This is a genomic window from Marinomonas sp. AWM4_232 (genome assembly GCF_056158325.1).
Window position 1 is genome coordinate 2,282,501 of record NZ_JBSWTA010000001.1, and the last position, 25,833, is coordinate 2,308,333.

At 46.4% G+C, this 25,833-nt stretch carries 19 protein-coding genes and 2 rRNA genes (1 of these 21 running past the window's edge); 7 read left to right on the plus strand and 14 right to left on the minus strand.

Going from position 1 to position 25,833, the window contains the following annotated elements; translation table 11 throughout:
- Together ACXAC1_RS10940 and rrf are read left to right on the plus strand one after the other, a co-directional pair.
- Window positions 1–2,129: ribosomal RNA gene (locus tag ACXAC1_RS10940) — 23S ribosomal RNA — on the plus strand (it extends 758 nt beyond the left edge of the window).
- A 211-nt stretch (window positions 2,130–2,340) separates the two neighbouring features.
- Window positions 2,341–2,455, plus strand: a 5S ribosomal RNA gene (rrf, locus tag ACXAC1_RS10945).
- Window positions 2,456–2,601: 146 nt separating this feature from the next.
- On the opposite strand, the gene ACXAC1_RS10950 is transcribed toward rrf, so the two are convergent.
- A complete protein-coding gene (locus ACXAC1_RS10950; protein ID WP_475061497.1) occupies window positions 2,602–3,765 on the minus strand; it encodes an IS256 family transposase in 1,164 nt (387 codons plus the stop codon).
- A 258-nt stretch (window positions 3,766–4,023) separates the two neighbouring features.
- Window positions 4,024–5,727 carry a protein adenylyltransferase SelO gene (locus ACXAC1_RS10955; protein ID WP_475061498.1) on the minus strand — a complete coding sequence of 568 codons (1,704 nt, stop codon included), beginning with the start codon at window positions 5,725–5,727 and terminating at the stop codon, window positions 4,024–4,026.
- Window positions 5,728–5,929: 202 nt separating this feature from the next.
- Between ACXAC1_RS10955 and ACXAC1_RS10960 the strand changes: the two genes are divergently transcribed.
- On the plus strand, window positions 5,930–7,234 hold the full coding sequence (locus ACXAC1_RS10960; RefSeq protein ID WP_475061499.1) for an MFS transporter: 1,305 nt from the start codon (window positions 5,930–5,932) through the stop codon (window positions 7,232–7,234).
- A gap of 4 nt (window positions 7,235–7,238) precedes the next feature.
- Here ACXAC1_RS10960 and ACXAC1_RS10965 read toward each other — a convergent pair whose 3' ends face one another.
- From ACXAC1_RS10965 to gap, 6 genes are all read right to left on the minus strand, one after another.
- Window positions 7,239–7,712 carry an Lrp/AsnC family transcriptional regulator gene (locus tag ACXAC1_RS10965; RefSeq protein ID WP_475061500.1) on the minus strand — a complete coding sequence of 158 codons (474 nt, stop codon included), beginning with the start codon at window positions 7,710–7,712 and terminating at the stop codon, window positions 7,239–7,241.
- 186 nt (window positions 7,713–7,898) lie between these two features.
- The gene (purK, locus tag ACXAC1_RS10970) at window positions 7,899–8,969 is read right to left on the minus strand and encodes a 5-(carboxyamino)imidazole ribonucleotide synthase (RefSeq protein ID WP_475061501.1); all 1,071 of its coding nucleotides are present in this window, start codon (window positions 8,967–8,969) and stop codon (window positions 7,899–7,901) included.
- A gap of 3 nt (window positions 8,970–8,972) precedes the next feature.
- The gene (gene purE / locus ACXAC1_RS10975) at window positions 8,973–9,464 is read right to left on the minus strand and encodes a 5-(carboxyamino)imidazole ribonucleotide mutase (RefSeq protein WP_133563642.1); all 492 of its coding nucleotides are present in this window, start codon (window positions 9,462–9,464) and stop codon (window positions 8,973–8,975) included.
- Between the two features lie 205 nt (window positions 9,465–9,669).
- On the minus strand, window positions 9,670–10,125 hold the full coding sequence (locus tag ACXAC1_RS10980; protein WP_475061502.1) for a methylglyoxal synthase: 456 nt from the start codon (window positions 10,123–10,125) through the stop codon (window positions 9,670–9,672).
- Window positions 10,125–11,570, minus strand: a complete 1,446-nt coding sequence (gene pyk / locus ACXAC1_RS10985; RefSeq protein ID WP_133563638.1) for a pyruvate kinase — start codon at window positions 11,568–11,570, stop codon at window positions 10,125–10,127. Before pyk ends, ACXAC1_RS10980 begins: the two co-directional genes overlap by 1 nt.
- Window positions 11,571–11,651: 81 nt before the next feature.
- Window positions 11,652–12,665: a type I glyceraldehyde-3-phosphate dehydrogenase gene (gap, locus tag ACXAC1_RS10990; protein ID WP_475061503.1), complete on the minus strand. Its 1,014-nt coding sequence runs from the start codon at window positions 12,663–12,665 to the stop codon at window positions 11,652–11,654.
- A 376-nt stretch (window positions 12,666–13,041) separates the two neighbouring features.
- Between gap and edd the strand changes: the two genes are divergently transcribed.
- Window positions 13,042–14,856, plus strand: coding sequence for a phosphogluconate dehydratase (gene edd / locus ACXAC1_RS10995; protein WP_475063815.1), 1,815 nt, complete (start codon window positions 13,042–13,044; stop codon window positions 14,854–14,856).
- Window positions 14,857–15,047: 191 nt separating this feature from the next.
- Here the strand turns inward: edd and putP are convergent, their stop codons facing one another.
- Together putP and hexR are read right to left on the minus strand one after the other, a co-directional pair.
- Window positions 15,048–16,541 (minus strand): sodium/proline symporter PutP, encoded by a 1,494-nt coding sequence (gene putP, locus ACXAC1_RS11000; RefSeq protein ID WP_475061504.1) that lies wholly within the window; start codon window positions 16,539–16,541, stop codon window positions 15,048–15,050.
- Between the two features lie 351 nt (window positions 16,542–16,892).
- Window positions 16,893–17,756, minus strand: a complete 864-nt coding sequence (gene hexR, locus ACXAC1_RS11005; protein WP_133563632.1) for a transcriptional regulator HexR — start codon at window positions 17,754–17,756, stop codon at window positions 16,893–16,895.
- An 89-nt stretch (window positions 17,757–17,845) separates the two neighbouring features.
- On the opposite strand from hexR, the gene ACXAC1_RS11010 reads away from it, so the two are divergent.
- Entirely contained in the window at window positions 17,846–18,727 is an 882-nt protein-coding gene (locus tag ACXAC1_RS11010; protein WP_475061505.1) for a phosphotransferase, read from the plus strand.
- 2 nt (window positions 18,728–18,729) lie between these two features.
- Window positions 18,730–19,413 (plus strand): uracil-DNA glycosylase, encoded by a 684-nt coding sequence (ung, locus tag ACXAC1_RS11015; protein WP_133563628.1) that lies wholly within the window; start codon window positions 18,730–18,732, stop codon window positions 19,411–19,413.
- Between the two features lie 67 nt (window positions 19,414–19,480).
- Here ung and ygfZ read toward each other — a convergent pair whose 3' ends face one another.
- Window positions 19,481–20,392, minus strand: coding sequence for a CAF17-like 4Fe-4S cluster assembly/insertion protein YgfZ (gene ygfZ / locus ACXAC1_RS11020; RefSeq protein ID WP_475061506.1), 912 nt, complete (start codon window positions 20,390–20,392; stop codon window positions 19,481–19,483).
- 248 nt (window positions 20,393–20,640) lie between these two features.
- Here ygfZ and xylB point away from each other — a divergent pair, with 248 nt between their 5' ends.
- A complete protein-coding gene (gene xylB / locus ACXAC1_RS11025; protein ID WP_475061507.1) occupies window positions 20,641–22,152 on the plus strand; it encodes a xylulokinase in 1,512 nt (503 codons plus the stop codon).
- 76 nt (window positions 22,153–22,228) lie between these two features.
- Here the strand turns inward: xylB and ACXAC1_RS11030 are convergent, their stop codons facing one another.
- From ACXAC1_RS11030 to ACXAC1_RS11040, 3 genes are all read right to left on the minus strand, one after another.
- The gene (locus ACXAC1_RS11030; RefSeq protein WP_475061508.1) at window positions 22,229–23,119 is read right to left on the minus strand and encodes a cupin domain-containing protein; all 891 of its coding nucleotides are present in this window, start codon (window positions 23,117–23,119) and stop codon (window positions 22,229–22,231) included.
- A gap of 169 nt (window positions 23,120–23,288) precedes the next feature.
- Entirely contained in the window at window positions 23,289–24,719 is a 1,431-nt protein-coding gene (locus ACXAC1_RS11035; protein WP_475061509.1) for a mannitol dehydrogenase family protein, read from the minus strand.
- On the minus strand, window positions 24,712–25,815 hold the full coding sequence (locus ACXAC1_RS11040; protein ID WP_475061510.1) for an ABC transporter ATP-binding protein: 1,104 nt from the start codon (window positions 25,813–25,815) through the stop codon (window positions 24,712–24,714). The genes ACXAC1_RS11035 and ACXAC1_RS11040 overlap by 8 nt, the downstream gene beginning before the upstream one ends.
- Window positions 25,816–25,833: the final 18 nt, after the last annotated feature.

A 25,833-nucleotide genomic window follows, 5' to 3' on the forward strand; every position in this document is an offset into this window, starting at 1 on the left:
ATAGGAGTGAAAGGCTAATCAAGCTCGGAGATAGCTGGTTCTCCTCGAAAGCTATTTAGGTAGCGCCTCGCGTATTGCCATTGGGGGTAGAGCACTGTTTGGGCTAGGGGGTCATCCCGACTTACCAACCCCATGCAAACTCCGAATACCAATGAGTATGAGCGCGGGAGACACACGGCGGGTGCTAACGTCCGTCGTGAAAAGGGAAACAACCCAGACCGTCAGCTAAGGTCCCAAAGTTACAGTTAAGTGGGAAACGATGTGGGAAGGCTTAGACAGCTAGGAGGTTGGCTTAGAAGCAGCCATCCTTTAAAGAAAGCGTAATAGCTCACTAGTCGAGTCGGCCTGCGCGGAAGATATAACGGGGCTCAAACTGTACACCGAAGCTACGGGTTTACACGTATGTGTAAGCGGTAGAGGAGCGTTCTGTAAGCCGTTGAAGGTCAAGCTGTAAGGCAGGCTGGAGGTATCAGAAGTGCGAATGTTGACATGAGTAACGATAAAGGGAGTGAAAACCTCCCTCGCCGGAAGACCAAGGGTTCCTGTCCCATGCTAATCAGGGCAGGGTGAGTCGGCCCCTAAGGCGAGGCTGAAAAGCGTAGTCGATGGGAAACGGGTTAATATTCCCGTACCGATGTATATTGCGATGGAGAGACGGAGAAGGCTAGGCCAGCACGGCGATGGTTGTCCGTGTTTAAGGCGGTAGGCTGAGTACTTAGGCAAATCCGGGTACTTAAGGCCGAGAACTGATGACGAGTCCTCTTTTGGACGAAGTGGTTGATGCCATGCTTCCAGGAAAAACTTCTAAGCTTCAGATATACATTGACCGTACCCCAAACCGACACAGGTGGTCAGGTAGAGAATACCAAGGCGCTTGAGAGAACTCGGGTGAAGGAACTAGGCAAAATGGCACCGTAACTTCGGGAGAAGGTGCGCCGGTTAGGGTGAAGGACTTGCTCCGTAAGCTCTGACCGGTCGAAGATACCAGGTGGCTGCGACTGTTTATTAAAAACACAGCACTCTGCAAACACGAAAGTGGACGTATAGGGTGTGACGCCTGCCCGGTGCTTGAAGGTTAATTGATGGGGTTAGCGTAAGCGAAGCTCTTGATCGAAGCCCAAGTAAACGGCGGCCGTAACTATAACGGTCCTAAGGTAGCGAAATTCCTTGTCGGGTAAGTTCCGACCTGCACGAATGGCGTAACGATGGCCACACTGTCTCCACCCGAGACTCAGTGAAATTGAAATCGCAGTGAAGATGCTGTGTATCCGCGGCTAGACGGAAAGACCCCGTGAACCTTTACTATAGCTTCACAGTGAACTTTGAACCTACTTGTGTAGGATAGGTGGGAGGCTTTGAAGTGCAGACGCCAGTTTGCATGGAGCCAATCTTGAAATACCACCCTGGTATGTTTGAGGTTCTAACTCAGGTCCCTAATCGGGATCGAGGACACTGTGTGGTGGGTAGTTTGACTGGGGCGGTCTCCTCCCAAAGAGTAACGGAGGAGCACGAAGGTGCGCTCAGCATGGTCGGAAATCATGCAAAGAGTGTAAAGGCAAAAGCGCGCTTAACTGCGAGACAGACACGTCGAGCAGGTACGAAAGTAGGTCTTAGTGATCCGGTGGTTCTGTATGGAAGGGCCATCGCTCAACGGATAAAAGGTACTCCGGGGATAACAGGCTGATACCGCCCAAGAGTTCACATCGACGGCGGTGTTTGGCACCTCGATGTCGGCTCATCACATCCTGGGGCTGAAGCCGGTCCCAAGGGTATGGCTGTTCGCCATTTAAAGTGGTACGCGAGCTGGGTTTAGAACGTCGTGAGACAGTTCGGTCCCTATCTGCCGTGGACGTTTGAGATTTGAGAAGAGTTGCTCCTAGTACGAGAGGACCGGAGTGAACGAACCTCTGGTGTTCCGGTTGTCACGCCAGTGGCATTGCCGGGTAGCTACGTTCGGACGGGATAACCGCTGAAAGCATCTAAGCGGGAAGCCTCCTTCAAGATAAGATCTCACTGGAACTTAGAGTTCCCTAAAGAGCCGTTCGAGACTAGGACGTTGATAGGTTGGGTGTGTAAGCGTTGTGAGGCGTTGAGCTAACCAATACTAATTGCTCGTGAGGCTTGACCATATAACACCAAAGTGGTTTTACTGAGATTGTTCCAGACAATCTCGAGTACTTCCTCCATCCATGGAGGTCGTGCACTACAAAGAATTTACGATACAAACCAACGGTTTGACCTTGGTTATCGACTACTTCAAAGTCTAATTGTTAAAGATATCAAGTTTACGAACTTGCGTGTTTTGATCAAACAGAATCAGAACGAACGCAAACCAGTTTGCTTGACGATCATAGAGGCGTTGAACCACCTGATCCCATCCCGAACTCAGAAGTGAAAAGCGCCATCGCCGATGGTAGTGTGGGAGATCCCATGTGAGAGTAGGTCGTCGTCAAGCTTTTCATTAAGAAGCCCTGATCGCTAGCGCGGTCAGGGTTTTTTTGCGTTTGTCGAAAATGCTCAGCCTTGATCTCCCCTGGGGTTCTATCCGGTACCGTCCCATTGAGTGTGTCTCTGCTCTCATCAAACATCTTTATTTATCTCTTATTTAAATAAATTGCTCTTTTGGAATCGACTCACTGGGTGACGATAAGTACTGCTATTCATATCAATCGCAACCTTGCTTAAAAGAGTTAACACTGATTCAACATTAGGCATCGAGTTTCTAATTTTCAATGTTCTTTTGAAGGCTTTGTTCAGTCGCTCAATCCAGTTGGTGGTGTAAATCATATTTCGGATATCATACTCGAAGCTTAGATAAGTTGAGTAATATGAGAGCCAATATGGATCAGCTAGCCTTTTCATATGAGGGTAGTAGCGCTGCCACCGTTGGGCCACTTGTTGTGCTCTGTCTAGCAACTGTTCTTTTGTATCCTCCCGATTTTCAATTTGAAAAATCTCATTCAAGTCACTGACGACGGCTAGGCGATGCTGCTTTTTGACCTTGTTCAGTATGGATCGCTTGAGATGTAGCACACACTTTTGAATTGAAGCATCAAAGTGCTTTTCTAATGTGCTATCGAGTTCGGTAAGGTTATCGATGACGAATAAGTCTGTTTGCTGCATTCCCCTGTCTTTAAGATCTTGGCAAATCTCATCCCAAAAACTTGATGACTCTGTTGGTGCATTATAGATACCAATCACTTCTCGAGTCATATCAGGTAAAACCGCTAACGCTATGTAATACGCCTCACTGGAGACTCTTTCTCGTTTGGTTTTCACAAACGTGGCATCAAGATATACGATGGGATAATAGCTGTTTAGTGGCCGTTCTCTAAACTCTCGCATTGCATCGGACAAGCTAACAGTAATACGAGAGATCTGGCTTTTTGACAGATGCTGACCGTAGATAGTATGTGTAATGGATTCGATATCACGCGTTGTTAAGCCCTTAGCATACAGCTCAAAACACAACTCATTCAGCGTGTCCGATTGATTCCTCATAATATTGAGTAGTGTCGGCTTGAAGTGCCCTAATCGATCCCTTGGGATTTGCAGTGATAAAGCCTCTCCGATACCAAAACCATTCACGTTGCGATAGCCATTCGCTTTATTGCCTTGTACAGCAGCCTCAAGATAAGCTGCTCGCTCGGCCTTCACCAGGCTGTTGATCGCCATCTCGAGTAATTTATTGATACCGTCAGGCTGCAAAGTTAGCTGATCAACGGCGGCTTGTATCTGTTGAGTGTTTAGTTTTAAAGTGTCCATAGTCTCTCTTTTGTTAAATGGTTTGTTTTTTGGTCGAAACAAAAACATTTAATGAGAGAGAGGCGCCTAATACAACGTCCTTTACTAGACACACTTCTGGGGACGGTATGTTCTATCCCCGATAGAATCGTACGAGCTGTCTCCTGACAGCGACTCAGATGGTTGTACGAGATCGCTTTCCCGCGCCAAGGGCGGTCCTACAATTCAAGAGCAATAACTTTGTAGGACTTCGCTGTGCGAAGGAAGGAATAGGCAAACTTAGGAAGAACAGCTGTAATGGCTAACGCCACCCATTCGGTAAAACTCTTCTGGGCGAAGTCGATAGTACTTATTTTCTATCTCTTGCGACTGTGCTTGGTAAGGGTTGTTAAGGACTTCTTGTAACTCTTTAATCAGGGCATAGTTAGCTTGTTCTGCTTGTTGATATGCAGGAACGATAAGCCATTCACGCCAAGTGTATTTAGGGTTTACTTGCTTCATTGCTTGGCTGACGCTGTCTTGCTGCTTTTCAGCATTAATGGCGATGCGCCATTGATCCAACCAATGCTGCCATTGGGTTAATTGATCTTCGGTTGGCTGTTTATAAAAGGTGCTACATAAAGCTGAGGCGTCTTTTGGCACATGAGATAACTCACGGAATAACATATTGAAATCAGTACGTGTACTGATCATTAATTTCAATAATGGTAGTACAAGCTCTGAGTCGTATTGATTAAGGCCTAGCTTAAGAGCCCACATGTTCTCAACTTTCTGTTCCATTACATGAATAAATCCATCACGGATTTGCAACAATTCCTCGTGGGCTTTTGGCTCGTCCTGCAACAATGGCTCCAGAGACTTGCAAAACATGCTGAAGTTTTGCTGTGCAGCCAAGGGCTGATTTAAAAAAGAGAAGTGGCGTCCGCCACCTGTCCAAGGCTGAAATGCAGGATCAAACATTTCGCAGAAGCCAAATGGGCCATAATCTAGTGTGTAGCCGCCAGCTGGGCAGTTATCACCATTAAAGTTGCCTTGGCAGTACCCTACTCGAATCCAGTTGGCGACCAATGAGCTTAGGCGTTCACGGAATAATTCAGCAAGTTTGATCAGTTGTTTAGAAAAAGACAACGCTAGATCGATTTCACCTTTGTACTCTCTATCGATCAGGTGTTGCACTATCATCTCAAGCTCTTTTAACGAATTGGGGTGCTCGTTAGTTCGTGCTCTACGTGCAAATAGTTCGAGCTGACCAACACGTATAAACGACGGTGCTACTCGTGTTGAAATCGCTACAGGATTAGACACCATAATTTCAGGTTCAGTAGACTGTGAGCCATTGTGATACCAAGGGCGATGCACCTGTTCAGTTTTCGAAACAAATAGGCTAAGAGAGCGGGATGTTGGAATACCCAAGGCATGCATGGCTTCTTGCGCAAGAAATTCTCGTACGCTTGAACGTAGAACAGCGCGACCATCACCACCACGGCAGTAAGGTGTGCGCCCGCCGCCTTTTAACTGCATTTCCCAACGTTTACCTTTAAATACCCCTTCAAATATGGACATGGCACGCCCATCACCATACCCGTTTCCTGTTCTGAAAGGGCACTGCTGAGTGTACTCTGTGCCGTAAATAGATAATGCGTAACCTGTTGCCCAACCTGATCTCAACATCGGTGTTGGAACGTTTGACAGGTCCCCAGAAAAGACTTCTTGAAATGTTTCTGTGAGTGCTAAGGCATCATCTAAGCCGAGCTCTTTAAAGAGTGTATTGCTATGAGCAACGTATTCGAAGTCTGGCAAAGGCGTGGGTTTCACTGGTACATAGTGTCCTGAAAAGACTTGTCTCGGATGATGCTCGTTGCCATCTGAATCGCTTTCTGGGTCAGCGTTAAGTGAATCCACTAGAGAATAGTCAGCTAGCTTAGCAAAGTCTTTCATCGTCGTGACTTTAGGGTTGAGGTCGCTGCTGTTGTCATGTGCCATGTTGGGATCTTCTCTTGAATTAGTGATAAGCGGATTCGACTTACTTTTAATAAATTGTATTTATGCTAAGACTTGATAGATAGTCCTACTTAAACTTTCTTACCCTGAACCTCATTACTTTAAGATTAGCTGCGCAATTAATTAAACTGTTTCTATAAAATAGTACGTACGTTATTAAGTCGTGAAAATAAGGATTTGGTGAATGAATCGTCAATCATGGGTAGTGAGTCTGTATAACTGGATGGTGAAGTCAGACGAGAAAAAGGATGAAGACAAGCCTTCTGTAGCAAGGAATTTTATTCGCTTAATTACGGCTCAGTTTTTGACTAATACGGGTGATGCAATCGTTAACCCTAAGGTGACTCTTCCTTGGCTGTTGCAGTCGGTTGGGGCACCAACATTCTTAGTGGCTTGGCTGGTGCCAATTCGAGAATCCGGTTCGCTATTACCTCAGTTATTCATTGCCAGTGCTATGCGCCGCTTAACCATACGTAAGTGGGTGTGGGTAGTAGGAAGTGTTATTCAGGCTTTGTCTTTGTTGTTGATGGCTCTCGCTGCCAGTTCACTTGAGGGCTATATTGCAGGCATTAGTATCATATTGTTGCTGGCGTGCTTTAGCTTAGCTCGTGGACTTAATTCTGTTGCGACAAAAGATATCTTAGGTAAAACCATCCCTAAGTCAGAGCGAGGCCAAGTGACAGGGCTGTCTGCCAGTGCAGCAGGTCTAGTAACGATCGGAATTGGCTTCATGATGGCTCTTAGCTATGCCTACGATTGGCAGACATCGTCTTACTTTATATGGGGGTTGATTGCCGGTGCAGTACTTTGGTTGTTATCTGCACTTATCTTTTCTAGGGTTGATGAGCCTAAAGGGGAGGCGGACGACACGGACTTCAGTGTGATGCGCTCCTTGTCTCAGCTATCACTGCTAATATCTGATAAGGAGTTTCGCCATTTCGTTATAACACGAGCGTGTTTCTTAGGAACCGCTTTAGCGGCACCTTATTACGTTCTGTTAGCAGAGGAACGAATTGGTGACTCGATTTGGGTGTTAGCCATGTTTATGGTGATCAGCGGCTTAGCTGGTCTCGTCTCAGGGCCTTTTTGGGGGCGCTTTTCTGATGTCTCAAGCCGTAAAGTTCTGATCTTAGCATCGAGTTTAGGAGCGCTGACAAGTATTGCTCTTTTTGCTATCGCTCAGTGGCTACCGGAGGCGCTTGAGAGCTTTTGGTTATTACCAGGCTTGTATTTTTTGCTGACCGTTTTCCACCAAGGCATTCGTGTTGGCCGTAAAACCTATTTAGTTGATATGGCTGAGGGAAATAAGCGTACTAGCTTCGTAGCGGTAGGAAATACGGCAATAGGGATGATGCTGCTAGTATTCAGTTTGATTGGCTTGCTAAGTGAAGTAGTGACGCTAGATAGTCTGATTTTTATTTATGCTCTGATCACGATCGTTGGAGTATTAATGGCAATACGTTTACCAGAGGTATCTAAGCGCTCATGAGCGCTTAGTTTGGTAGGGGGACGAAAGTGCAGTACTTGATTTTGTTTAATGCAAGAGTCGAGCTGACGTCTCGTACACCTTCCATGTTTGAAAGCTCATCACTCAGAAAGTCTGATAAGGCCGTAAGGTCCTGCGCAATGACTCTAAGCCAATAGTCACAATGCCCTGTCACCGAATAGCACTCTTGTACAGTCTCCATTGTCGAGACCCGTTCTTGGAAGTTCTTCCGAGCCAGACTGTTACCTTTGTCTAAGGTGATCGAAACGAATGCTGTGACTTGATAGCCTAGCTCCGTGCTGTTTAAGCGAGTGCTATACGCTTCAATCAAGTGGCTTTGTTCTAAGCGTTGTAAACGTCTAGAGCATTGTGATGGCGATAGGTTGACCTGTTCTGATAAGGCAACATTGGATAGGCGAGCATTGCTCTGGAGCGCTTTCAGTAGCTTCCAGTCATAGGAGTCGAGTTCTAAGTGGTTCATTCAAGGTTCCTTAGAATACTGCTTGGCATATTTAGTTTTAAGTTAGTTGTCGAGCCAAGTCTGTATGTTATATCCTATGGTATTCTCAGGAATAAACAAGCACATTGCTTGCTTTTTTGGGGAAATAAAAGCAGAAAAGTGCAGCGCGATATAAAAAAAGGCTGCATGTAGCAGCCTTTTTCGCAATTAACCTGTAGGTAGGTTTTCGCTCAACCAAGCCAGCGCTTGGTCATAAGGCTCTGGCATGGAGCTCAATGACTTCAGAATCGACTGCAGCTGATCGAGATCTCCTGAACAAGCATTCAGGTGGCCCACTTTACGGCCTGGGCGTACTTCTTTACGGTACCAGTAAAGCTCTAGACCCTTGATGGAAAGCCAGTTGTAGTCAACGTCAACACCGATTAAGTTCACCATCATGCTCTGGTTTTTTACTTCAGCAGGTGCTAAAGGTAAACCCGCTACGGCACGGATATGGTTTTCGAACTGGTCAACACTTGCACCAGCTTGAGTCCAGTGGCCACTGTTGTGAACACGTGGAGCCAATTCGTTGATCAATAGTTTGTCGCCGCAACGGAAACATTCCATTGCCATCACACCGACGTAATCAAGTGCGTCCATTAGCTTACCAAGCATACCTTCAGCTTGTTCTTGAAGGTGCTCAAGGCGCTGCAGAGGTGAAATGGATGCGTACAGAATGCCGTTAATGTGTAGATTTAGGGTAAGTGGGTAAAAGTATTTTTCACCGTTTTTACCACGAACACCAACAACTGATACTTCTTCATCAAAGTTGATGGCTTGCTCAGCAATCGCCAGGCCTTTCCAGTCGTCTGGGATTTCAGTGCCTTCAGCTTGCTTCAACCAGTACTGACCTTTGCCATCGTAGCCACCACGGCGGCGCTTCATCAATACGCGCTCGCCTAAGGTTTGATAAGCTTTTTCAGCCGTTGAGTCATCTTCAACAGGGAACCAAGGCGCTGTGGCTAGGTTCAGTTTATCGATCCACTGCTTCTGTGTCAGACGATCGGCTAACTGTGGGAACGTTTTCAAGTTGACGAAGTTCGGATGGGCTGCAAGCTGCTTCGTTGCAGCCGTTTCAGGCCAGTCTTCACGCTCTGCTGTGACGATGTCATCTGCTTGTAGAGGAAGCGTTTCATCGGTTTCAATATCAACAGGTTTAACGTCTAAGCCAAGTGGGTTGGCTGCCTGTTTAAGCATGGCGCCAAGTTGACCTGCGCCGAGTACCCAAATAGATGACATGGATTAAGCCTCGCGTGGATCTGGGTTAGAAAGAACCGTATCTGTCTGTTCGTTGCGGAACGCTTCAATACGCTCTGCAAGCTCAGCATCTTCATTTGCAAGGATTTGACAAGCTAATAGGCCGGCGTTGAAAGCGCCCGCTGTACCAATGGCTAGCGTGCCTACTGCTACGCCTTTTGGCATTTGTGCAATCGATAACAAACTATCCATGCCGTTCAATGCTTTGCTTTGGACTGGAACACCTAGCACAGGAAGGCGAGTGTGTGCCGCAACCATGCCTGGTAGGTGAGCTGCACCGCCAGCGCCGCCAATGATAACCTTAAAACCACGTTCAACTGCGCTTTCAGAAAACTCTGCTAGCTTAACCGGTGTACGGTGTGCTGATACCACTTCAACATGGTACGCAACGCCTAGTTTATCCATGATTTCAGCGGCTGCTTCCATGGTTGCCCAGTCACTTTTAGATCCCATAATAAGGGCTACTTTCGCTTGCAAAATTGTTCTCCTGCGCTGTTCTCCAACGGGTATGAGGGGATATGTCGGAGTTTGATTTCAAGTCTTCAAGGGAGCTGTATTCAACTCCTGCAAATAGGGGCGATAATATAGCCGATTTTCGTCGAAACCGCGAGTTGAGGGAGTGCCTAGAGGCGACTTTTTTATTTTAGAAAAGTGCCGTGTCTGAAATGAAAAAAGGCGAGACTTAAAGTCTCGCCTTTAGATAACTATCGTAATCTGGAATTTGTTTCTCAAATGGCTCATCAAACAGTGGTGAGCTGATTAAGAAGTTTGCCGACGATACACTACAAGCAATGGGAATGTTCCACACAGCGGCTACGCGTAAGAGCGCTTTAATATCCGGATCATGGGGCATTGGCTCAAATGGATCCCAGAAGAAGATTAAGATATCGACCTTGCCTTCTGCAATCATACCGCCAAGTTGTTGATCACCACCTAATGGGCCGCTAATTAAAGCGTTTACAGGGACACCTAATTGCTTTTGCAAAAGGTTACCGGTGGTGCCTGTTGCCATGAGTTCATGCTTGATCAGCTTATCTTTATGCTGCACAGCCCAAGTGGTCAACTCTGGCTTCATGTTGTCATGTGCAACAAGGGCAACGCGTTTGCGCGCTGCCGTTGTAACCGTCTTCTTATTCATTACGCAACCGCGCCGACTTCAACCACTTTGATCATGTTAGTCGTGCCGTGTGAAACAAGGTGGTCACCTTTGGTCACGATCACTAGGTCGCCGTCTTTAACGAAGCCTAATGATTTCACTTTATTCACTAGACCTGAAATGATGGTGTCAATGTTGTGCTCTTGAGAAGAGAACGCAACGGGTGTCACACCACGGTATAGTGCTGTTTTATTCAATGTTTCTTGGTTTGGTGACAATGCGTAGATTGGCAAACCAGATGAAATACGTGATAACAACAATGGTGTTGTACCTGAAGCGGTTAAACTAATAATCGCTTTTACGCCTTCAAGGTGGTTGGCTGCGTACATCGCTGACATAGCAATCGTTTCAGAGATTGACGTGAATGTCACATCAAGACGGTGCTTTGAACGCATTACTGAAGGATGTTTCTCTGCGCCAAGACAGACACTATCCATCTTTTTAACCACTTCTTCAGGGAAAGAACCAGCAGCGGTTTCTGCAGATAGCATAACGGCATCAGTGCCATCTAGAACAGCGTTGGCAACGTCGAACACTTCTGCACGAGTTGGCATTGCTTGTGTGATCATAGTTTCCATCATCTGAGTTGCAGTGATCACAGGACGGTTAAGTTGACGACAGCGCTTGATCATGTGTTTTTGTACACCGATCAACTCAGCGTCACCGATCTCAACGCCTAGGTCGCCACGAGCCACCATTACCGCATCAGAAGCTAGGATAATAGCATCTAGTGTTTCGTTGTCAGCCACCGCTTCAGCACGCTCAACTTTAGCTACGATACCTGTTTCAAGACCTGCCGCTTTAGCCAGCTCACGAGCTTCCTCAAGATCTGCTGCACTACGCGGGAAAGAAACCGCTAGGTAATCTGCTTTTAAGGCGGCTGCCGTTTTGATGTCTTCTTTGTCCTTGTCGGTCAACGCTGCTGCAGACAGGCCACCACCTTGACGGTTGATGCCTTTGTTATTGGACAGTGCGCCACCAACGATGACTTTAGTGTGAACTTCCATGCCGATCACTTCAGTGACTTCCAGCACAACACGGCCATCATCAAGAAGCAGCACGTTGCCTGGAGAAGAGTCTTCTGCAAGTTGAGGGTAGTCGATACCGACACGCGTTTCATCGCCTGCGTTCTTGTCGAAACCCACGTCTAGGATGAACTTCGCGCCTTCTTGTAGCGTTACTTTTGTATCCTTAAAGCGAGCGATACGAATTTTTGGACCTTGAAGGTCTCCAAGAATAGCAACATGACGCTTATTCTTTGCCGCCATTTCACGCACGACATTAGCGCGATTGATGTGATCTTCAGGTTGGCCGTGTGAGAAGTTCAAACGAAAAACGTTTGCTCCAGCCAAAATAAGTTTCTCAATCATCTCTGGTGAGCTAGAGGATGGTCCTAATGTGGCAACGATCTTTGTTCTGCGGGTCATATCTATTCCAAAAAAGTGATAATGCGTCAGGGAAGTATAAGAGATGAAAAAGGCTGCGTCAGCAGCCTTTTGGATTTAGTCTTACTTGGCGTTCATCAAAGCGATGGTGTTATCCAGCATTCGGTTTGAGAAGCCCCACTCGTTATCATACCAAGCCATGACTTTAACAAGCTTTCCTTGTACACGAGTTTGTGTCGCATCAAAGTTAGAAGTGTAAGTGCTGTGGTTAAAGTCAGAAGACACTAGTGGCTCATTGTTAATACACAGTACTTGTGCCAAAACTGGGTCTGCCGCAATAGCGTCTTCGATGATTTGGTTAACTTCTTCAGCCGTTGTTTCACGCGGTGCTTGGAATGTTAAATCTACTAAAGACACGTTAATCGTTGGTACACGAACAGCCATGCCGTCAAACTTGCCTGCAAGTTCAGGAACCACTAGGCCTACAGCCGCTGCTGCACCCGTTTTAGTTGGGATCATATTCATTGCCGCAGCGCGAGCACGGTACAAATCAGAGTGGTACACATCTGATAGACGCTGATCGTTAGTGTAAGCATGGATGGTCGTCATCAAACCACTTTCGATGCCAAGCTTATCGTTAAGCGGCTTCGCGATTGGAGCAAGACAGTTCGTGGTACAAGAAGCGTTTGAGATAACCGTCATATCGGATGTCAGAACATCTTGGTTAACACCGTAAACAACCGTTGCATCTACTTCTTTACCAGGTGCAGAGATAATAACTTTCTTTGCGCCAGCAGTAATGTGAGCACCTGCTGTTTCTTTGGTAGTAAAGAAGCCAGTACACTCGTAAACCACATCAACGCCTAGATCCGCCCAAGGCAGTTTTGCTGGGTCGCGCTCAGAGAACGTTAGGATTTTATCTTCGTTGATGTAGAGCGCTTCGGCATCAAAATTCACATCCGCATTGAAACGTCCGTGAACTGTGTCATATTTAGTTAAGTGAGAGTTGATTTTAGAATCACCAAGGTCGTTAATGGCTACAACTTGGATCTGGTCACGTTTTCCTGACTCGTAAAGTGCTCGAAGTACGTTGCGTCCGATACGTCCATAACCGTTAATAGCTACCTTAATCGTCATATCTCACTCCTAATATTCGAAGATAAAGTCTGTCCTAAAAAATTAGTGTAGGACAGAATTCTTTCAATGTTATTGTAAAAACACTACAAAAATAAAATTCCTCAATGACTGAATCTACCAAGAGAGTGCTGTACGTGCAAAAAGCATACAGCATTTTGTAATGTTCTGTCATTTAGCCTGTTATATGGCTCTATTCTAAAGAAAAAAAAGTGTATTGCTAATATTTTTTGGTAAATTTATTACATAAATGTGCCTTATAGCGAAATTTAGTCTTGTTTGTTGGTTTTAAATTCTTAAAATGTAGTAAAATTACATAAAACGGCTCTGGTTCCTTAGGCGAACTGATAGTTAGCCAGAGTCCAAGCGGAGAGAGATGATGAACCCTATTGTGGAAAAAGTGACCCAAGCCATTATTGAACGTAGTAAACCACTACGTTCTCAATATTTAGCGGATATGCAGCAGGCTGAGTTAAAAGGTCCACACCGTGGTTCGTTGTCATGTGGCAACTTAGCCCACGGCTTTGCAGCATGTCAGCCTCAGGAAAAGCAAAAGCTTAAGCTGATGGATGAAGCCAACATCGGTATCGTTACTTCCTACAACGATATGTTGTCCGCTCACAAACCTTACGAAACCTACCCAGATATCATTCGTAGTGCTGTTGCCGAAATGGGCTCTGTGGCGCAAGTGGCTGGGGCTGTGCCAGCTATGTGTGATGGTGTGACACAAGGTCAAGAAGGCATGGAATTATCGCTTTTTAGCCGTGACAACATTGCTCAAGGTGCGGCCATTGCTCTGTCCCACAATATGTTTGATGCAGCGCTTTTCTTAGGTATCTGCGACAAAATCGTTCCGGGATTATTGATCGCCGCATTACGTTTCGGTCATTTACCTTGTTTATTTGTCCCTGCTGGTCCGATGCCATCAGGCATTACTAACGCGCAAAAAGCCGCTGTTCGCCAGCGTTTTGCGAAAGGCGAAGCCAGCCGTGATGAGCTACTTGAGGCTGAATCTGCTTCATACCACAGTGCTGGTACTTGTACTTTCTACGGTACAGCTAACTCTAACCAATTATTGGTTGAAATGATGGGGCTGCAGCTACCAGGGTCTTCTTTTGTCAATCCTGATAGCCCAATGCGAGATGCGTTAACGCGCTACACAGCACAATTGGCCACCAAAACAACGGCACTCGGCAAAGATTACCGACCAATCTATAAAGTGATTGATGAGCGTTCCATTGTGAATGCCATGGTCGGTTTGTTGGCAACAGGTGGTTCAACAAATCACACCATGCATATTGTTGCGTTTGCTCGTGCGGCGGGCATCGTGATCAACTGGCAAGATTTCTCAGAGCTGTCAAAGGTTGTGCCACTTTTGACACGTATCTACCCGAATGGGCAAGCAGACATTAACCATTTCCAAGCCGCAGGCGGTATGGCTTTCCTAACTAAGCAGTTATTGAAAGCTGGCTTAGTACACGAAGACGTGAATACCATTGTAGGTCATGGCCTAACGCATTACACCAAAGAGCCTTTCATGGAAGGCGGCCAGCTAGTATGGCGTGATGGTGTGGAAGCCAGTTTAGACGATGAAGTCGTTCGATCCATTGATAACCCATTTAGCAAAGAGGGTGGTTTATCTTTGTTAGAAGGTAACCTCGGCCGTGCGGTGATTAAGGTTTCAGCAGTAAAAGAAGAGAACCGCGTGATCGAAGCGCCTGCTGCTGTTTTCCACGATCAAAATGATTTGGCTGAAGCGATTCGTACTGGTGAATTAAAGCGAGACTGTGTTGCGGTAGTACGTTACCAAGGCCCGAAAGCCATTGGTATGCCAGAACTACACAAGTTGACGCCTTTCCTTGGCAACTTGCAGGACCAAGGCTACAAAGTAGCACTTGTTACCGATGGGCGTATGTCTGGTGCCTCTGGTAAGGTGCCTGCTGCTATTCACTTGACTCCTGAAGCATTGGCAGGCGGTCTCATTGGCAAAATCCAAGATGGTGACTTGGTTCGCTTGGATGCGAATAAAGGCACGTTATCTGTATTGGTAAGCGATGCTGAACTGGCTAAACGTGAGCAAGCTAGCTGTGATCTGACGGCTTCCCATCAAGGAATGGGGCGTGAGATGTTTGCTGGATATCGCATGCTAGTTAATGGCGCTGAGCAGGGCGCTTGTTCACTTTTCCCCGAGTAACAGATTTCTCTGACTACTAACGTTTGTTAGTAATGGTGTTTAGGCCTCCTTTTGGAGGTCTTTTTTTTGATCTCTAGAAAAAGGTTTTGTAACGAGAGCTTGGACGGATATTCGGCAAAGAGAAGTTGTCAGATAGCCACAAAAAAGCCGAGCGCTAGACTCGGCTTTGAAGAGATGAAGACTCTAGAGCATTAGTCTAGTGTGTTCAACTTACCTTCGTATGATTCAAAAGAATCCAATACTTTCTTCTCTGGAGTGCCAGACATAAGGCTAACTACAACAATGGCAATGGTCGATAAGATGAAGCCTGGAACGATTTCATAGACATCAAAGATACCGCCAGAAATTTGTTTCCAAACAACGATCGTAATACCACCCACTAGGATACCTGCTAGGGCACCATTGCGGTTCATGTTGCGCCAGAATAGACTCAAAATGATGGCTGGACCAAAGGCTGCACCAAAACCAGCCCAAGCGTAAGACACTAAGCCAAGTACCGAGCTCTCTGGGTTAAAGGCTAGAATAAGCGCGATAATCGATAGAGCAACAACACCAAAACGACCGATGTTTACGATTTGCTTTTGTGTAGCATTTGGGTTGATCCAAGCTTTGTAGAAGTCTTCCGCTAACGCAGATGAAGACACCAACAACTGAGAGTCAGCTGTACTCATGATCGCAGCAAGAATGGCTGCTAGTAGAATACCGGCTACCACTGGGTTAAATACCGCATTAACCAAGATCATAAAGATCTTTTCGCCGTCTTCTAGCGCGCCGCCCATATTTGTGTCTACGTAGACGATACCCACTACACCAATCAATAGTGCACCGACCATTGAAAGAGCTGTCCAAACAACGGCAATACGACGTGCGGTAGTGATGTCTTTATTGGAGCGAGCCGCTTTGAAGCGAGCAAGAATGTGAGGCTGACCGAAGTAACCTAGACCCCAAGCAACCAATGAAATGATACCAATAATGCTCAGAGGCTCACCATTTACATCGCGCCATAAGGATAGTAGCTCTGGATTTTTTGCTTCTAGTGTCGCTGGTAGCTGCGACCAGTCGCCTTCCATAATTGCGATTGGCACGATAACCAATGCCGCACACATCAACAGGCCTTGCACTAGGTCTGTCCAAGACACAGCTAAGAAACCACCAAATAGTGTGTAAGACACAACACATACCGTGCCGATTACAACTGCCCAACGGTAGTCTAGGCCAAATACTGTTTCGAAAAGTTTACCGCCTGCAACTAAGCCAGAACTTGTGTAGAACAAGAAGAATAACAAGATAAAGAACGCAGAAATGGTTTGAATCAGTTTTGATTTATCTTGGAAACGAGTAGACAGGTATTCAGGTAAGGTTAGAGAGTTGGCTTCGATACTGTAAGTACGAAGGCGTTTCGCACAGATCAACCAGTTTAACCATGTACCAAGAAGTAGACCGCCTGCTAGCCAAAGTGATTCCATACCGGCCGCGAATGCGTAACCTGGAAGCCCTAGTAATAACCAGCCACTCATGTCCGATGCACCAGCCGATAGGGCAGTAGGCCAAGGGCCTAGAGAACGACCACCTAGGAAGTAGTCTTCTGAGCTGGATGTGCGTTTGTATGCGTATAAACCGATCCCTAGCATCACCACTAAATAGGCTAGGAAGGTAAAGCTTATCGCTAAGCTGTTTTCAATCATTATAGTCCCCATGATTCGATTTTTTATAACGAAGTCTACTGTGCCGCGTTCTGATAAGTTGGATCAAACGTAGACCAAAACCTAGCATCTAGCGAGGCTTTGGAAGCATGTCATCTTCGGGTGTTAGATTGCCTAAAATAATCAGATTGATGTTCCTCGCTCGAATGGTGATTTTTTTGACAAAAAATTACCATTTCACAACCTGACCGGCGATTCTATGAAGAGGATGAGGAATTATCTTTCAAAATCCTCTGGTAAAATGTCAAATTTCTCTTATTAGAGGGTATTAACATTTGTTAAGCGTGGATTTGTTACAAAAAAGAAAGGCGCTTTGCAGCGCCTTTGAATACTTTAGTTATCCTGCTTAGGAAGGCGCGTATCTTGAACGCTGAGTTTCAACTTGCGCAGATGCTCGTTGAATTCTGGACCGCGCTTCAGCAGTACACCTGTTGCCAGTGCATCGATCAGTGTCAGATACACGATACGTGAACTCATCGGTGTGTAGATGTCCGTATCTTCGGTTTCTTCGATGGGAAGCACAATAGAACAATGTTCCGTCAATGGCGAACCCGGGTTGGTAATACCGACGACCGTTGCTCCGGCTTCACGTGCGACACGGGCGGTTTCGATCAATGGCAAAGTACGACCAGATAATGAAATCAGTACCACTGCGTCTCCTGGGTGAGTCCCCGCCGCCGCCATACGTTGAACCAAGATGTCGGTGTAAGCGACAACTGGCATATTTAAGCGGAAGAACTTATGGTGCGCATCTTTCGCGACAGGGCCAGATGCTCCCAGTCCATAAAATTCGATACGGCGTGCTTGTGCTAAAACATCCACTACACGACTAATTAATGTTTCAGGAAGTAGTTCCTGTGCGCGAGTAAGGTTGTTTTTCGCTGCCTCAAAAATCTTATGAGTAATGGCGCCTGGCGCATCATCTGGCTCAACATTAAGGTTCACATAAGGTGTCCCTTTCGCTAGGCTTTGTGCTAATGCGACTTTGAAGTCCGGAAAGCCGCTGCCAATTAAGCTGCGACAAAAACGGTTCACCGTTGGCTCACTGACCTCGGCACGCGCGGCAAGCTTCGCAATGCTGGAGTGAATAGTCGTTTTAGGGTCGGCTAAAATGGCTTCAGCAACCTTACGCTCAGATTTACTCAGCGTACTTAGTTTTTCTTGGATTCTGCGAATAATGTCTTCGTGCTTATTCATTTATGTGCTTCAACAGTAAAATATTGACTCAAATGGGTATCAAGGACATTCTGACAGCGGTTTCCCCCTCTGGCAATAAGTGATTGAAAATGTATGCACTTTCTGAGTATTTGAAGCAAATGAACTCCATTTTACCGAAAGATGGCGTATACGAATTAGTGCCTCTGGAGGAAGGGTTCTCCAACCAAACTTTTTGCATCCGTTGGTGTAATCAGCCTCAGCTGGTGCTGCGTTTAATGCAAGAAAGTGATGATCTATTTGGTGTAAACCGTGAGCTTGAATTCCATATTTGGCGACAAGCAGCCCAGCAGGGGTTAACCGCGAACATCGTTTGGCAACAGCAATCGTGCGTGGTTAGCCAGTTTTTAGCGGGCTATACCTTTTCTTGGGCTGTTGCTCATCAAGACGCAACCTTAAAGCCCGTCTGTGAGGTGGTGCAGCGTTTACATCAACAACCAAGCGTTTCTCAAGAATACTGTGTGTATGCGTTATTAGAGCGCTGGCTACAGGCCTTGTCAGAGAATCATTGCGATTCGGATATGCTGACGCCTATAGAGCAAGTACAACGTTTCTATCGCATGTTACCGAAGGCACCACGGCCTGATACATTGGTGCTATGTCACAACGACTTGAACCCTAAAAACGTTATTCTCAAGTCCAATAGAGCTTGGCTTATTGATTGGGAATGCGCTGCGATGAACGATCCCTTGTTTGACTTGGGGGTTTTGGCTCATGCGCATCACTTGAATTACGAACAACTCCAGCAGGCTTATTCAATCATTATTGGTGGTGCGTTAGATAAAGAGCACCGCTACCGCATCGAATGCTATCGTCAGGCCTATGTCTTACGTGAGTTGGTCTGGTTGTTACTGAGACAGGTAATGGGTGGCACTCATGAATTGGATGGTGTGCAGTGGTATCATGCGCTATTAAATGACCCTGTGTTTAACCCTTATTTTAAAACTGAGTAATTATGAATCTTGCATCCGACTGGCAGGCACATTTAGCCGATGAATTTAACAAAGACTACATGCAGCGTTTGCGTGAATTTTTAGTGCAGGAAAAAGAAGCTCGAAAAGTGATTTTCCCTCACTCAAATGATTGCTTCAATGCTCTAAACGAGACGCCTTTTGAGCAAGTGAAAGTGGTTATTCTTGGGCAAGACCCTTACCACGGTCCAAACCAAGCCCATGGTCTGTCGTTCTCAGTGAAACCTGGTATCAAAACACCGCCATCTTTGGTCAATATCTACAAAGAATTAGAAGCTGACTTAAATATACCGATTGCCAATCATGGTTACCTGATCAATTGGGCGCGACAGGGTGTGCTTTTACTCAACAGTGTATTGACTGTTGAAGCATCAAAAGCTGGCTCACACCAGAATAAGGGCTGGGAAACTTTCACAGATCAAGTGATTCAATTAATCAACGAGCACCATCAAGGGGTGGTATTTATGCTGTGGGGTTCTTACGCTCAGAAAAAAGGTCGCCATATCGATCGCTCTAAGCACTGTGTTTTAGAGAGCGTGCATCCATCACCATTGTCTGCTTACCGTGGCTTCTTTGGTTGTGGGCATTTCTCAAAAGCGAATCAATACCTTGAAAGTATCGGTAAAGCGCCAATCGATTGGAGTGCCCATTTACAGTCGGCAGAGTAGTCGCCTGAGAGATAAAAAAAGCGCGCTTGGATACCCTAAGCGCGCTTCTCTTTTGAACTTCGAAAAATTAGTTGCCCAGCTCATAGGGTAGAGGCAGTAGATTAATATCGTAGCCTTCTACTGTGGCGCTGCCAACGTCGTTTTGATCAACATTTAGGATCAATTGAGCGACTTGTACGTCAGCCAAAGGTGCAACATCAAAGACTGATCCAATCGCTTTTCCTTCTTCGTTCATCACATCCGCACCCATCTTCATTGGGCCTGAACAGGTACCAAGCGCTAAGTGCTTTTTCGACTTGCCACGGTATTTCATACGGGCAACGATTTCCTGTCCGGTATAGCAACCTTTAGTAAAGCTGATGCCGCCGTTGCGTTGCATATTGATCCATTGCGGTAGGATCTCTTCGAGGTGCTCTTTGCCGAGCAGTGGGCGTGCTGCCAACAAAGCCATTACTTTATGTGCAGCCGGATCTTCCGCATCAGGAAGCTCTTCTGAAGCAGGGGCAACGGTTAGTGTTTCTTGGTAATAGGTGTTGTTCAGTACCAATTGGCTGCAACCATCTTGGTGGCTGGTTGGGATTGCCAATTCATACTGTGTTTGTGGCTCAACTGTGTCTGTTAGCGCAAACAAGGAGCTGACATGGTACTGAGTACTGACATCGGCAAGCTCCGTTTTGAAAAATACGGCGTACTTTTTCAAATGGGCTAACAATGTTTCGAGCACATCCCGCTTCACCACCACTAAAAAAGAGTCTGCTGCGTTCTGCAAAATATAGAAATTGGCAATGATGCGCCCCTTCGGTGTACACACAGCGCCGAATACACTGGTTTGTTCGTTAACCAGCTTCAAGTCAGCTGTGGTCTGACCTTGTAGCAATTTAACGCTGTCAGGACCTTGGACAGAAATCACACCTAGGTCTTGGCTATGACCGTAGCTGGTAGCAGGAAGTGTTTCACTGAGAAGCTGCTGGAGCTGCATAAAGACCTCAAAAAACCGATAAATGAATTGTTTTAATTATGTGGGGCAAGATTGAGTGAAATCAATGCATCCAGAGTGCAAATCCACCCTCTATGCAAAAAGTGCGTCAAATTGATGCATTTTGTCTTGGACTGATACGTAAAAAGCAGATTACTGATCAGCCATTGACTAAATAGTCACAACTTCTGACACTCGATGAATACACAACAATAACGATTCACTGCAATCATATTTAGCAGGTAAGAAATATGTTCTTAGGGTTAGATTTAGGTACGTCTGGGTTAAAAGGAGTGGTCATTAATGATGAGGGGCAGGTTGTTGCACAAGCCAGCCAAGCACTGAATGTGAGCGCTCCTCATCCAACTTGGTCAGAGCAGGCTCCGAGTGATTGGTGGGAGGCCGTTGGGCAAGTATGTGAGCAACTGTCTCAGAGAGTGAATCTTACGCGTATTGAGGCCCTTGGTTTATCCGGTCAGATGCACGGGGCGACGTTATTAGATAGGCAAGGGCAAGTTCTGCGTCCCTGTATTTTGTGGAACGATGGTCGCAGTAAAGCGCAGTGTGACGAAGTGATGCAAGCCCATCCTGAGTTACTAGCGCTTTCGGGCAACTTGGCGATGCCAGGCTTTACGTTGCCAAAAGTACTTTGGTTGAAAGAGCATGAGCCAGACATTTTTCAAGCCATCGATAAGATTTTACTGCCCAAAGATTACCTTGTATATCGCCTAACGGGATTATTCACCAGTGATTGTTCCGATGCTGCCGGAACGTTATGGCTTAATCCTGAAACACGTCAATGGGACGATCAATTACTTGCCATGACAGGCCTAACAAAGGCGAACATGCCGACGGTTTATGAAGGCCAGCAAGTGATTGGTTGCTTAAGTGATGAGGTGGCCAAGCAGCTTGGTTTGCATACTATTCCTGTTGTAGCGGGAGCCGGAGACAATGCGGCGGGCGCTGTAGGAATGGGGGTGACTGAACCGGGACAAGGCTTTGTTTCACTTGGTACTTCTGGAGTCTATTTTGCGGTGTCAGAAGCGCACAACGCCAAGCCTGAAAATACTGTACACGCGTTTTGTCATGCCTTACCTAATCGTTGGCATCAAATGGGGGTGACCCTCAGTGCGGCAAACTCTTTGGCTTGGTTTGCCAATCTTGTGTCTAAGCTGGTACCGGACTTACTCGAAGAGCTCGAACATAGTTCGATTACCCAAACATCCGTTGTGTTTCTGCCTTATTTAAACGGCGAACGAACGCCCATTAATGACCCTCTAGCAAGTGGGCAGTTCTATGGTTTGGTCAATAGCACTCGTCGCGAGGAAATGACCTTGGCGGTACTAGAGGGCATTGCGTTCTCTATTTTGGACTGTCAAAACGCTCTGGAAAGTGCAGGCACTGTTGTTGATGAGCTGTCATTGATTGGTGGTGGCGCGCGCAGTGAGCTTTGGTGTCAAATCATCGCGAACGTGTTGGCAAAAACGCTAACTTACCGTGACGGTGGAGAAGTGGGCCCAGGGCTTGGTGCGGCGCGTCTTGCTCTGATTGGTTTAAAGGCGCAACAAGGTCATGAGGTGGAGTCGCTGATTAAAGCGTATTGCCCATTACCGGAGGTTATCGCAACGCATACTCCGAACCACTCGGTTCAACCCTATTATCAAGCCAAGTACGAGATTTATCGTCAGCTATATCAACAAACCAAAGTACTCAATGCATCGTTGGATCAGTTACGTACTACAGCACAGTATAGTAAGTGCTAAAAAAGCCGCCACGGTTGTGGCGGCTAAACTTCCCTTCAGTAGGGCTATAACTACTGGGGGAAACACAATGAGAGAGCTACTGGCCTTCAATACGTTTGTAGTATTGGGTACGAAAATCTCTAGGTGTGACGCCTTTTAATTCATGAAAACGACGGTTAAAGTTCGCTACGTTATTGAACCCAACTTGGAAACAAATGTTGGCAATTTGTTGATCGGTTTCGGTGAGTAAGTTGCAGGCTCGGCTGATACGCATGCGATTCACAAATTCGGTGAAACGGTTTCCGGTGGCCTTCTTGAAAAAGCGAGAAAAGTGGCTGTCAGACATGCCAATTAAACTGGCCACATCCGCCAGTGTAATGTCATTGGCATAGTTCTTAGACACATAGTCAACGACAGTATTGATCTTGCGTTGCAGTGTTTCACTGGACTTTAAGTCAATCTGGACCGTCGACAGCAAGCGGTAGTTACGGCTCTGGGAAAGTTTGTGTAGCAGTGGTAGGGCGTTGATCACACGCTGTAAACCGGACGAGTCACGGACCTTCTCAAATACACTTTTGAGGAAGTCGTAATCTAAATCGAAAAACTCAATGCCTGATTTTGCACGCAACAACATCGGCATAACTTCGGCTAGCTCAGGGAATATTTTCGCACCGTATTCAAACGACTCGTGATCAAAGCGAATCACCATATCGCGCAGAGGCACATTGGTATCACCGTCTTGGCAGATCCAGTTATGGGGCAGGCGTGGCCCTGTTAAAATCAGCTGCCCTGGCTTGTAGTTGCCGATGTAATCGCCGACAAATACTTTACCTTGCGAAGCCACAATAAAGTGCAGCTCATAGTCGTCGTGGGCATGCCAGCGAATTAACTCACTAGGGAAGCCATGTTCCAAATAGCGAATGGTTTCGATGCCATCGTCTACGAGTTCATATTCGGGGGTGACCCTTTTTGTTATTGTAGTAGCCATATTTATACCAACTTCGATTTTGCCGGATAGCAAACGGGTTAATGTCTCTGCAGCGCTTGCTCCGGCGTATCGCAAGACGTAAATCCATGGTCGTCTAGCTTGTATGTTACAGCTTAGAACATTCAGAAGCGCTGATGAGCGTTACGGCCTATCAGCGCTTCCTATGTCGCTAAGCGTATTGCGATTGCATTGCGTTGATCGCTGCTGTGAGATCGTCTTTGAATGTAGGGTATTCTGTCGGAATTTCTCCCCAAAGAAAACTATCAGAGACAAACGCTGCGATTCCTTGAGGGTCATCCGTAAATGGCTCAAGCGCTTCTAAGTTCGGTTCATGATACGGTGTTGCCACCGTGCCCGCTCGCGACTTTTGTACATAGACAAACCATGCTGCAATCCCTTGAAGGGTTTTCGCTGGTGTGCGTCCAATTTTGTAACAGCCTACTAAAGAAGGGTACACAAAGATCGGGAACTTAGCGTAGCCATCGGTACAGATTCGCTCTACCGTATCGCCAATGTTAGCGTTACTGAAACGACGTGCGATGATTTTATGGTAGGCCGGCAAATCAACGATGGACTCCCCAATCGCGGGGATGGAATCCTCAGTGATAAAGCGGTCAAAGTAATCTCTTAGCTCTTCGTCACGCATGGCCTCATCAAAGAACTGCATGCCTTTCAATGCCGCTTGGTACACCACATTGGTATGACCAGCATTAAGAATGCGAATTTTTGCTTCTTCGTATGCTACGACATCGTCAACAAACTGTGCATTGACTAAGTCTAGGGCAGGCTTGTCTGTTGCAAAGTGATCTTGAATGACCCACTGTAGGTAGTCTTCACCCATCACCGTCATTTGATCATCTATACCAAACGTTTCTTGCACATCTTGCACATGCACAGGGCTAGGCTTCGGTGTAATACGATCGACCATGGAACAAGGGAAAGTCACATTTTCTTCTACCCAAGCCGCAAGTTCAGCATCGCCTTTTGCCGCTAGGAATTGCATCAGACCTGCTTCCATCACTTCACCGTTATGACGCAAATTATCGCAACATAACAAAGTGATCTTCGCTTTCGAAGTTTGGCTACGACGTTTTAGTCCTGCGTAAAGGAAGGCGTAGATAGTATTACGCCCACCCGCAATGTCGGCTTCGATTGCTTCATGATCCAGCATGAGTTGGCGGTTTTCATCTAAATAGTAACCGCCTTCCGTGACCGTCGATGTAATCAACTTAATGTTTTCGCTGGCCATGGTTTCATCGACCAGTTCAGGAGTCTGAGCCCCGTCAATTTGTCCGATGATGGCACGAATATGTTCATATTCTGTATGGCCTTCAGGATCCATAGTCTTTAGAACGTATTCGCCTTTTTGCGCTACAAAACGACTAAATGCTTGTGAATCATGGGGGCGTAAATTCACCCCAATGATGCCCCAGTTTTTGCCTTCTGGTGTTTCCAGCAATCGATCAAAGTACACGGCTTGGTGTGCTCGGTGGAAAGCCCCGACACCAAGATGTATGACACCTGCTTGAATGTCTGAGCGATCATAATTGCGCACCAATAACTTATCCGCATTACGCGTAGCATGTAATTGATTACTCATGGCCAGCTTCCTCAGCAACAACAGAAAACACGCGATCGTTCTCATTGAATAGAATGATTTCTTCGCGATCTACGCGAATTTGAACTTCTTCGCCATCCTTGATGTTGGTTCGAGCAGACGTTTTCACGATGATGGTTTGATCATTGGCTAAACGAATGTGGGTATATGCTTCAGAGCCAAGGTGCTCAATCAGTTCAACTTTACCCATGACATCGCCGTCACTTTCAACGATGTGCATGTGCTCTGGGCGAATCCCCATGATTGCATTGTCTGGCAATGGACCATGTGTTCTAGCGACAGGGAAGTCGATGCTAGCATTCAGTAATTTGAGGTGCAGTGTATCGGCTTCGCGCACCACGTTGTCCAGTTCAATCAGGTTCATCTTAGGTGTACCGATAAACTCTGCAACGAAGCGGCTGTTTGGTGAGCGGTACAACTCAAGTGGAGTACCCACTTGCTCAATTTGACCAGCGTTCAGGATTACCACGCGATCGGCCAAAGTCATGGCTTCTACTTGGTCGTGGGTCACGTAGATCATAGTCGTGCCAAGTTTTTTGTGAAGACGTGCTAGCTCTAAACGCATTTGTACACGTAATGCCGCGTCTAGGTTGGACAGAGGCTCGTCAAATAGGAAAACCTTTGGTTGGCGCACAATCGCGCGACCGATGGCCACACGTTGGCGCTGACCGCCGGACAGTTCTTTCGGTTTACGTTCTAGCAACTTATCAAGCTGTAGTGAGGCTGAAACCGATTTCACTTTCTCGTCAATTACGCTTTGTTCTTCTTTCGCTAGGCGCAGGGCAAAGCTTAGGTTGTCGGCCACAGTCATGTGTGGGTACAAAGCATAAGATTGGAACACCATGGCCAAGTCGCGCTTAGAAGACGACAACTCGGTGATGTCGCGGCCATCTAATTTGATGGTGCCACCAGTGCTGGATTCTAAGCCTGCAATGGTACGAAGTAGTGTCGATTTACCACAACCAGACGGACCAACGAAGACAATGAATTCGCCTTCTTCGATGGCTAAGTTAATGCCGCGCAGTGCGTGGTAGTTGTCATAGTGTTTTTGTAATTCAGTTATGTTTAAGTAAGCCATTCTTATTATTCCTATAAA

What these genes read in the sequence shown, in the direction of transcription:
- putP (WP_475061504.1), bottom strand. Translation starts at nt 16,541, where the DNA reads ATGATTGAAAACAGCTTAGCGATAAGCTTTACCTTCCTAGCCTATTTA.
- ACXAC1_RS10965 (WP_475061500.1), bottom strand. Translation starts at nt 7,712, where the DNA reads ATGAACCACTTAGAACTCGACTCCTATGACTGGAAGCTACTGAAAGCG.
- gap (WP_475061503.1), bottom strand. Translation starts at nt 12,665, where the DNA reads ATGACGATTAAGGTAGCTATTAACGGTTATGGACGTATCGGACGCAAC.
- ACXAC1_RS10950 (WP_475061497.1), bottom strand. Translation starts at nt 3,765, where the DNA reads ATGGACACTTTAAAACTAAACACTCAACAGATACAAGCCGCCGTTGAT.
- pyk (WP_133563638.1), bottom strand. Translation starts at nt 11,570, where the DNA reads ATGACCCGCAGAACAAAGATCGTTGCCACATTAGGACCATCCTCTAGC.
- edd (WP_475063815.1), top strand. Translation starts at nt 13,042, where the DNA reads ATGAACCCTATTGTGGAAAAAGTGACCCAAGCCATTATTGAACGTAGT.
- ACXAC1_RS11010 (WP_475061505.1), top strand. Translation starts at nt 17,846, where the DNA reads ATGTATGCACTTTCTGAGTATTTGAAGCAAATGAACTCCATTTTACCG.
- ung (WP_133563628.1), top strand. Translation starts at nt 18,730, where the DNA reads ATGAATCTTGCATCCGACTGGCAGGCACATTTAGCCGATGAATTTAAC.
- purK (WP_475061501.1), bottom strand. Translation starts at nt 8,969, where the DNA reads ATGTCATCTATTTGGGTACTCGGCGCAGGTCAACTTGGCGCCATGCTT.
- ygfZ (WP_475061506.1), bottom strand. Translation starts at nt 20,392, where the DNA reads ATGCAGCTCCAGCAGCTTCTCAGTGAAACACTTCCTGCTACCAGCTAC.
- ACXAC1_RS10955 (WP_475061498.1), bottom strand. Translation starts at nt 5,727, where the DNA reads ATGGCACATGACAACAGCAGCGACCTCAACCCTAAAGTCACGACGATG.
- ACXAC1_RS11035 (WP_475061509.1), bottom strand. Translation starts at nt 24,719, where the DNA reads ATGAGTAATCAATTACATGCTACGCGTAATGCGGATAAGTTATTGGTG.
- ACXAC1_RS10960 (WP_475061499.1), top strand. Translation starts at nt 5,930, where the DNA reads ATGAATCGTCAATCATGGGTAGTGAGTCTGTATAACTGGATGGTGAAG.
- ACXAC1_RS11040 (WP_475061510.1), bottom strand. Translation starts at nt 25,815, where the DNA reads ATGGCTTACTTAAACATAACTGAATTACAAAAACACTATGACAACTAC.
- ACXAC1_RS10980 (WP_475061502.1), bottom strand. Translation starts at nt 10,125, where the DNA reads ATGAATAAGAAGACGGTTACAACGGCAGCGCGCAAACGCGTTGCCCTT.
- ACXAC1_RS11030 (WP_475061508.1), bottom strand. Translation starts at nt 23,119, where the DNA reads ATGGCTACTACAATAACAAAAAGGGTCACCCCCGAATATGAACTCGTA.
- xylB (WP_475061507.1), top strand. Translation starts at nt 20,641, where the DNA reads ATGTTCTTAGGGTTAGATTTAGGTACGTCTGGGTTAAAAGGAGTGGTC.
- hexR (WP_133563632.1), bottom strand. Translation starts at nt 17,756, where the DNA reads ATGAATAAGCACGAAGACATTATTCGCAGAATCCAAGAAAAACTAAGT.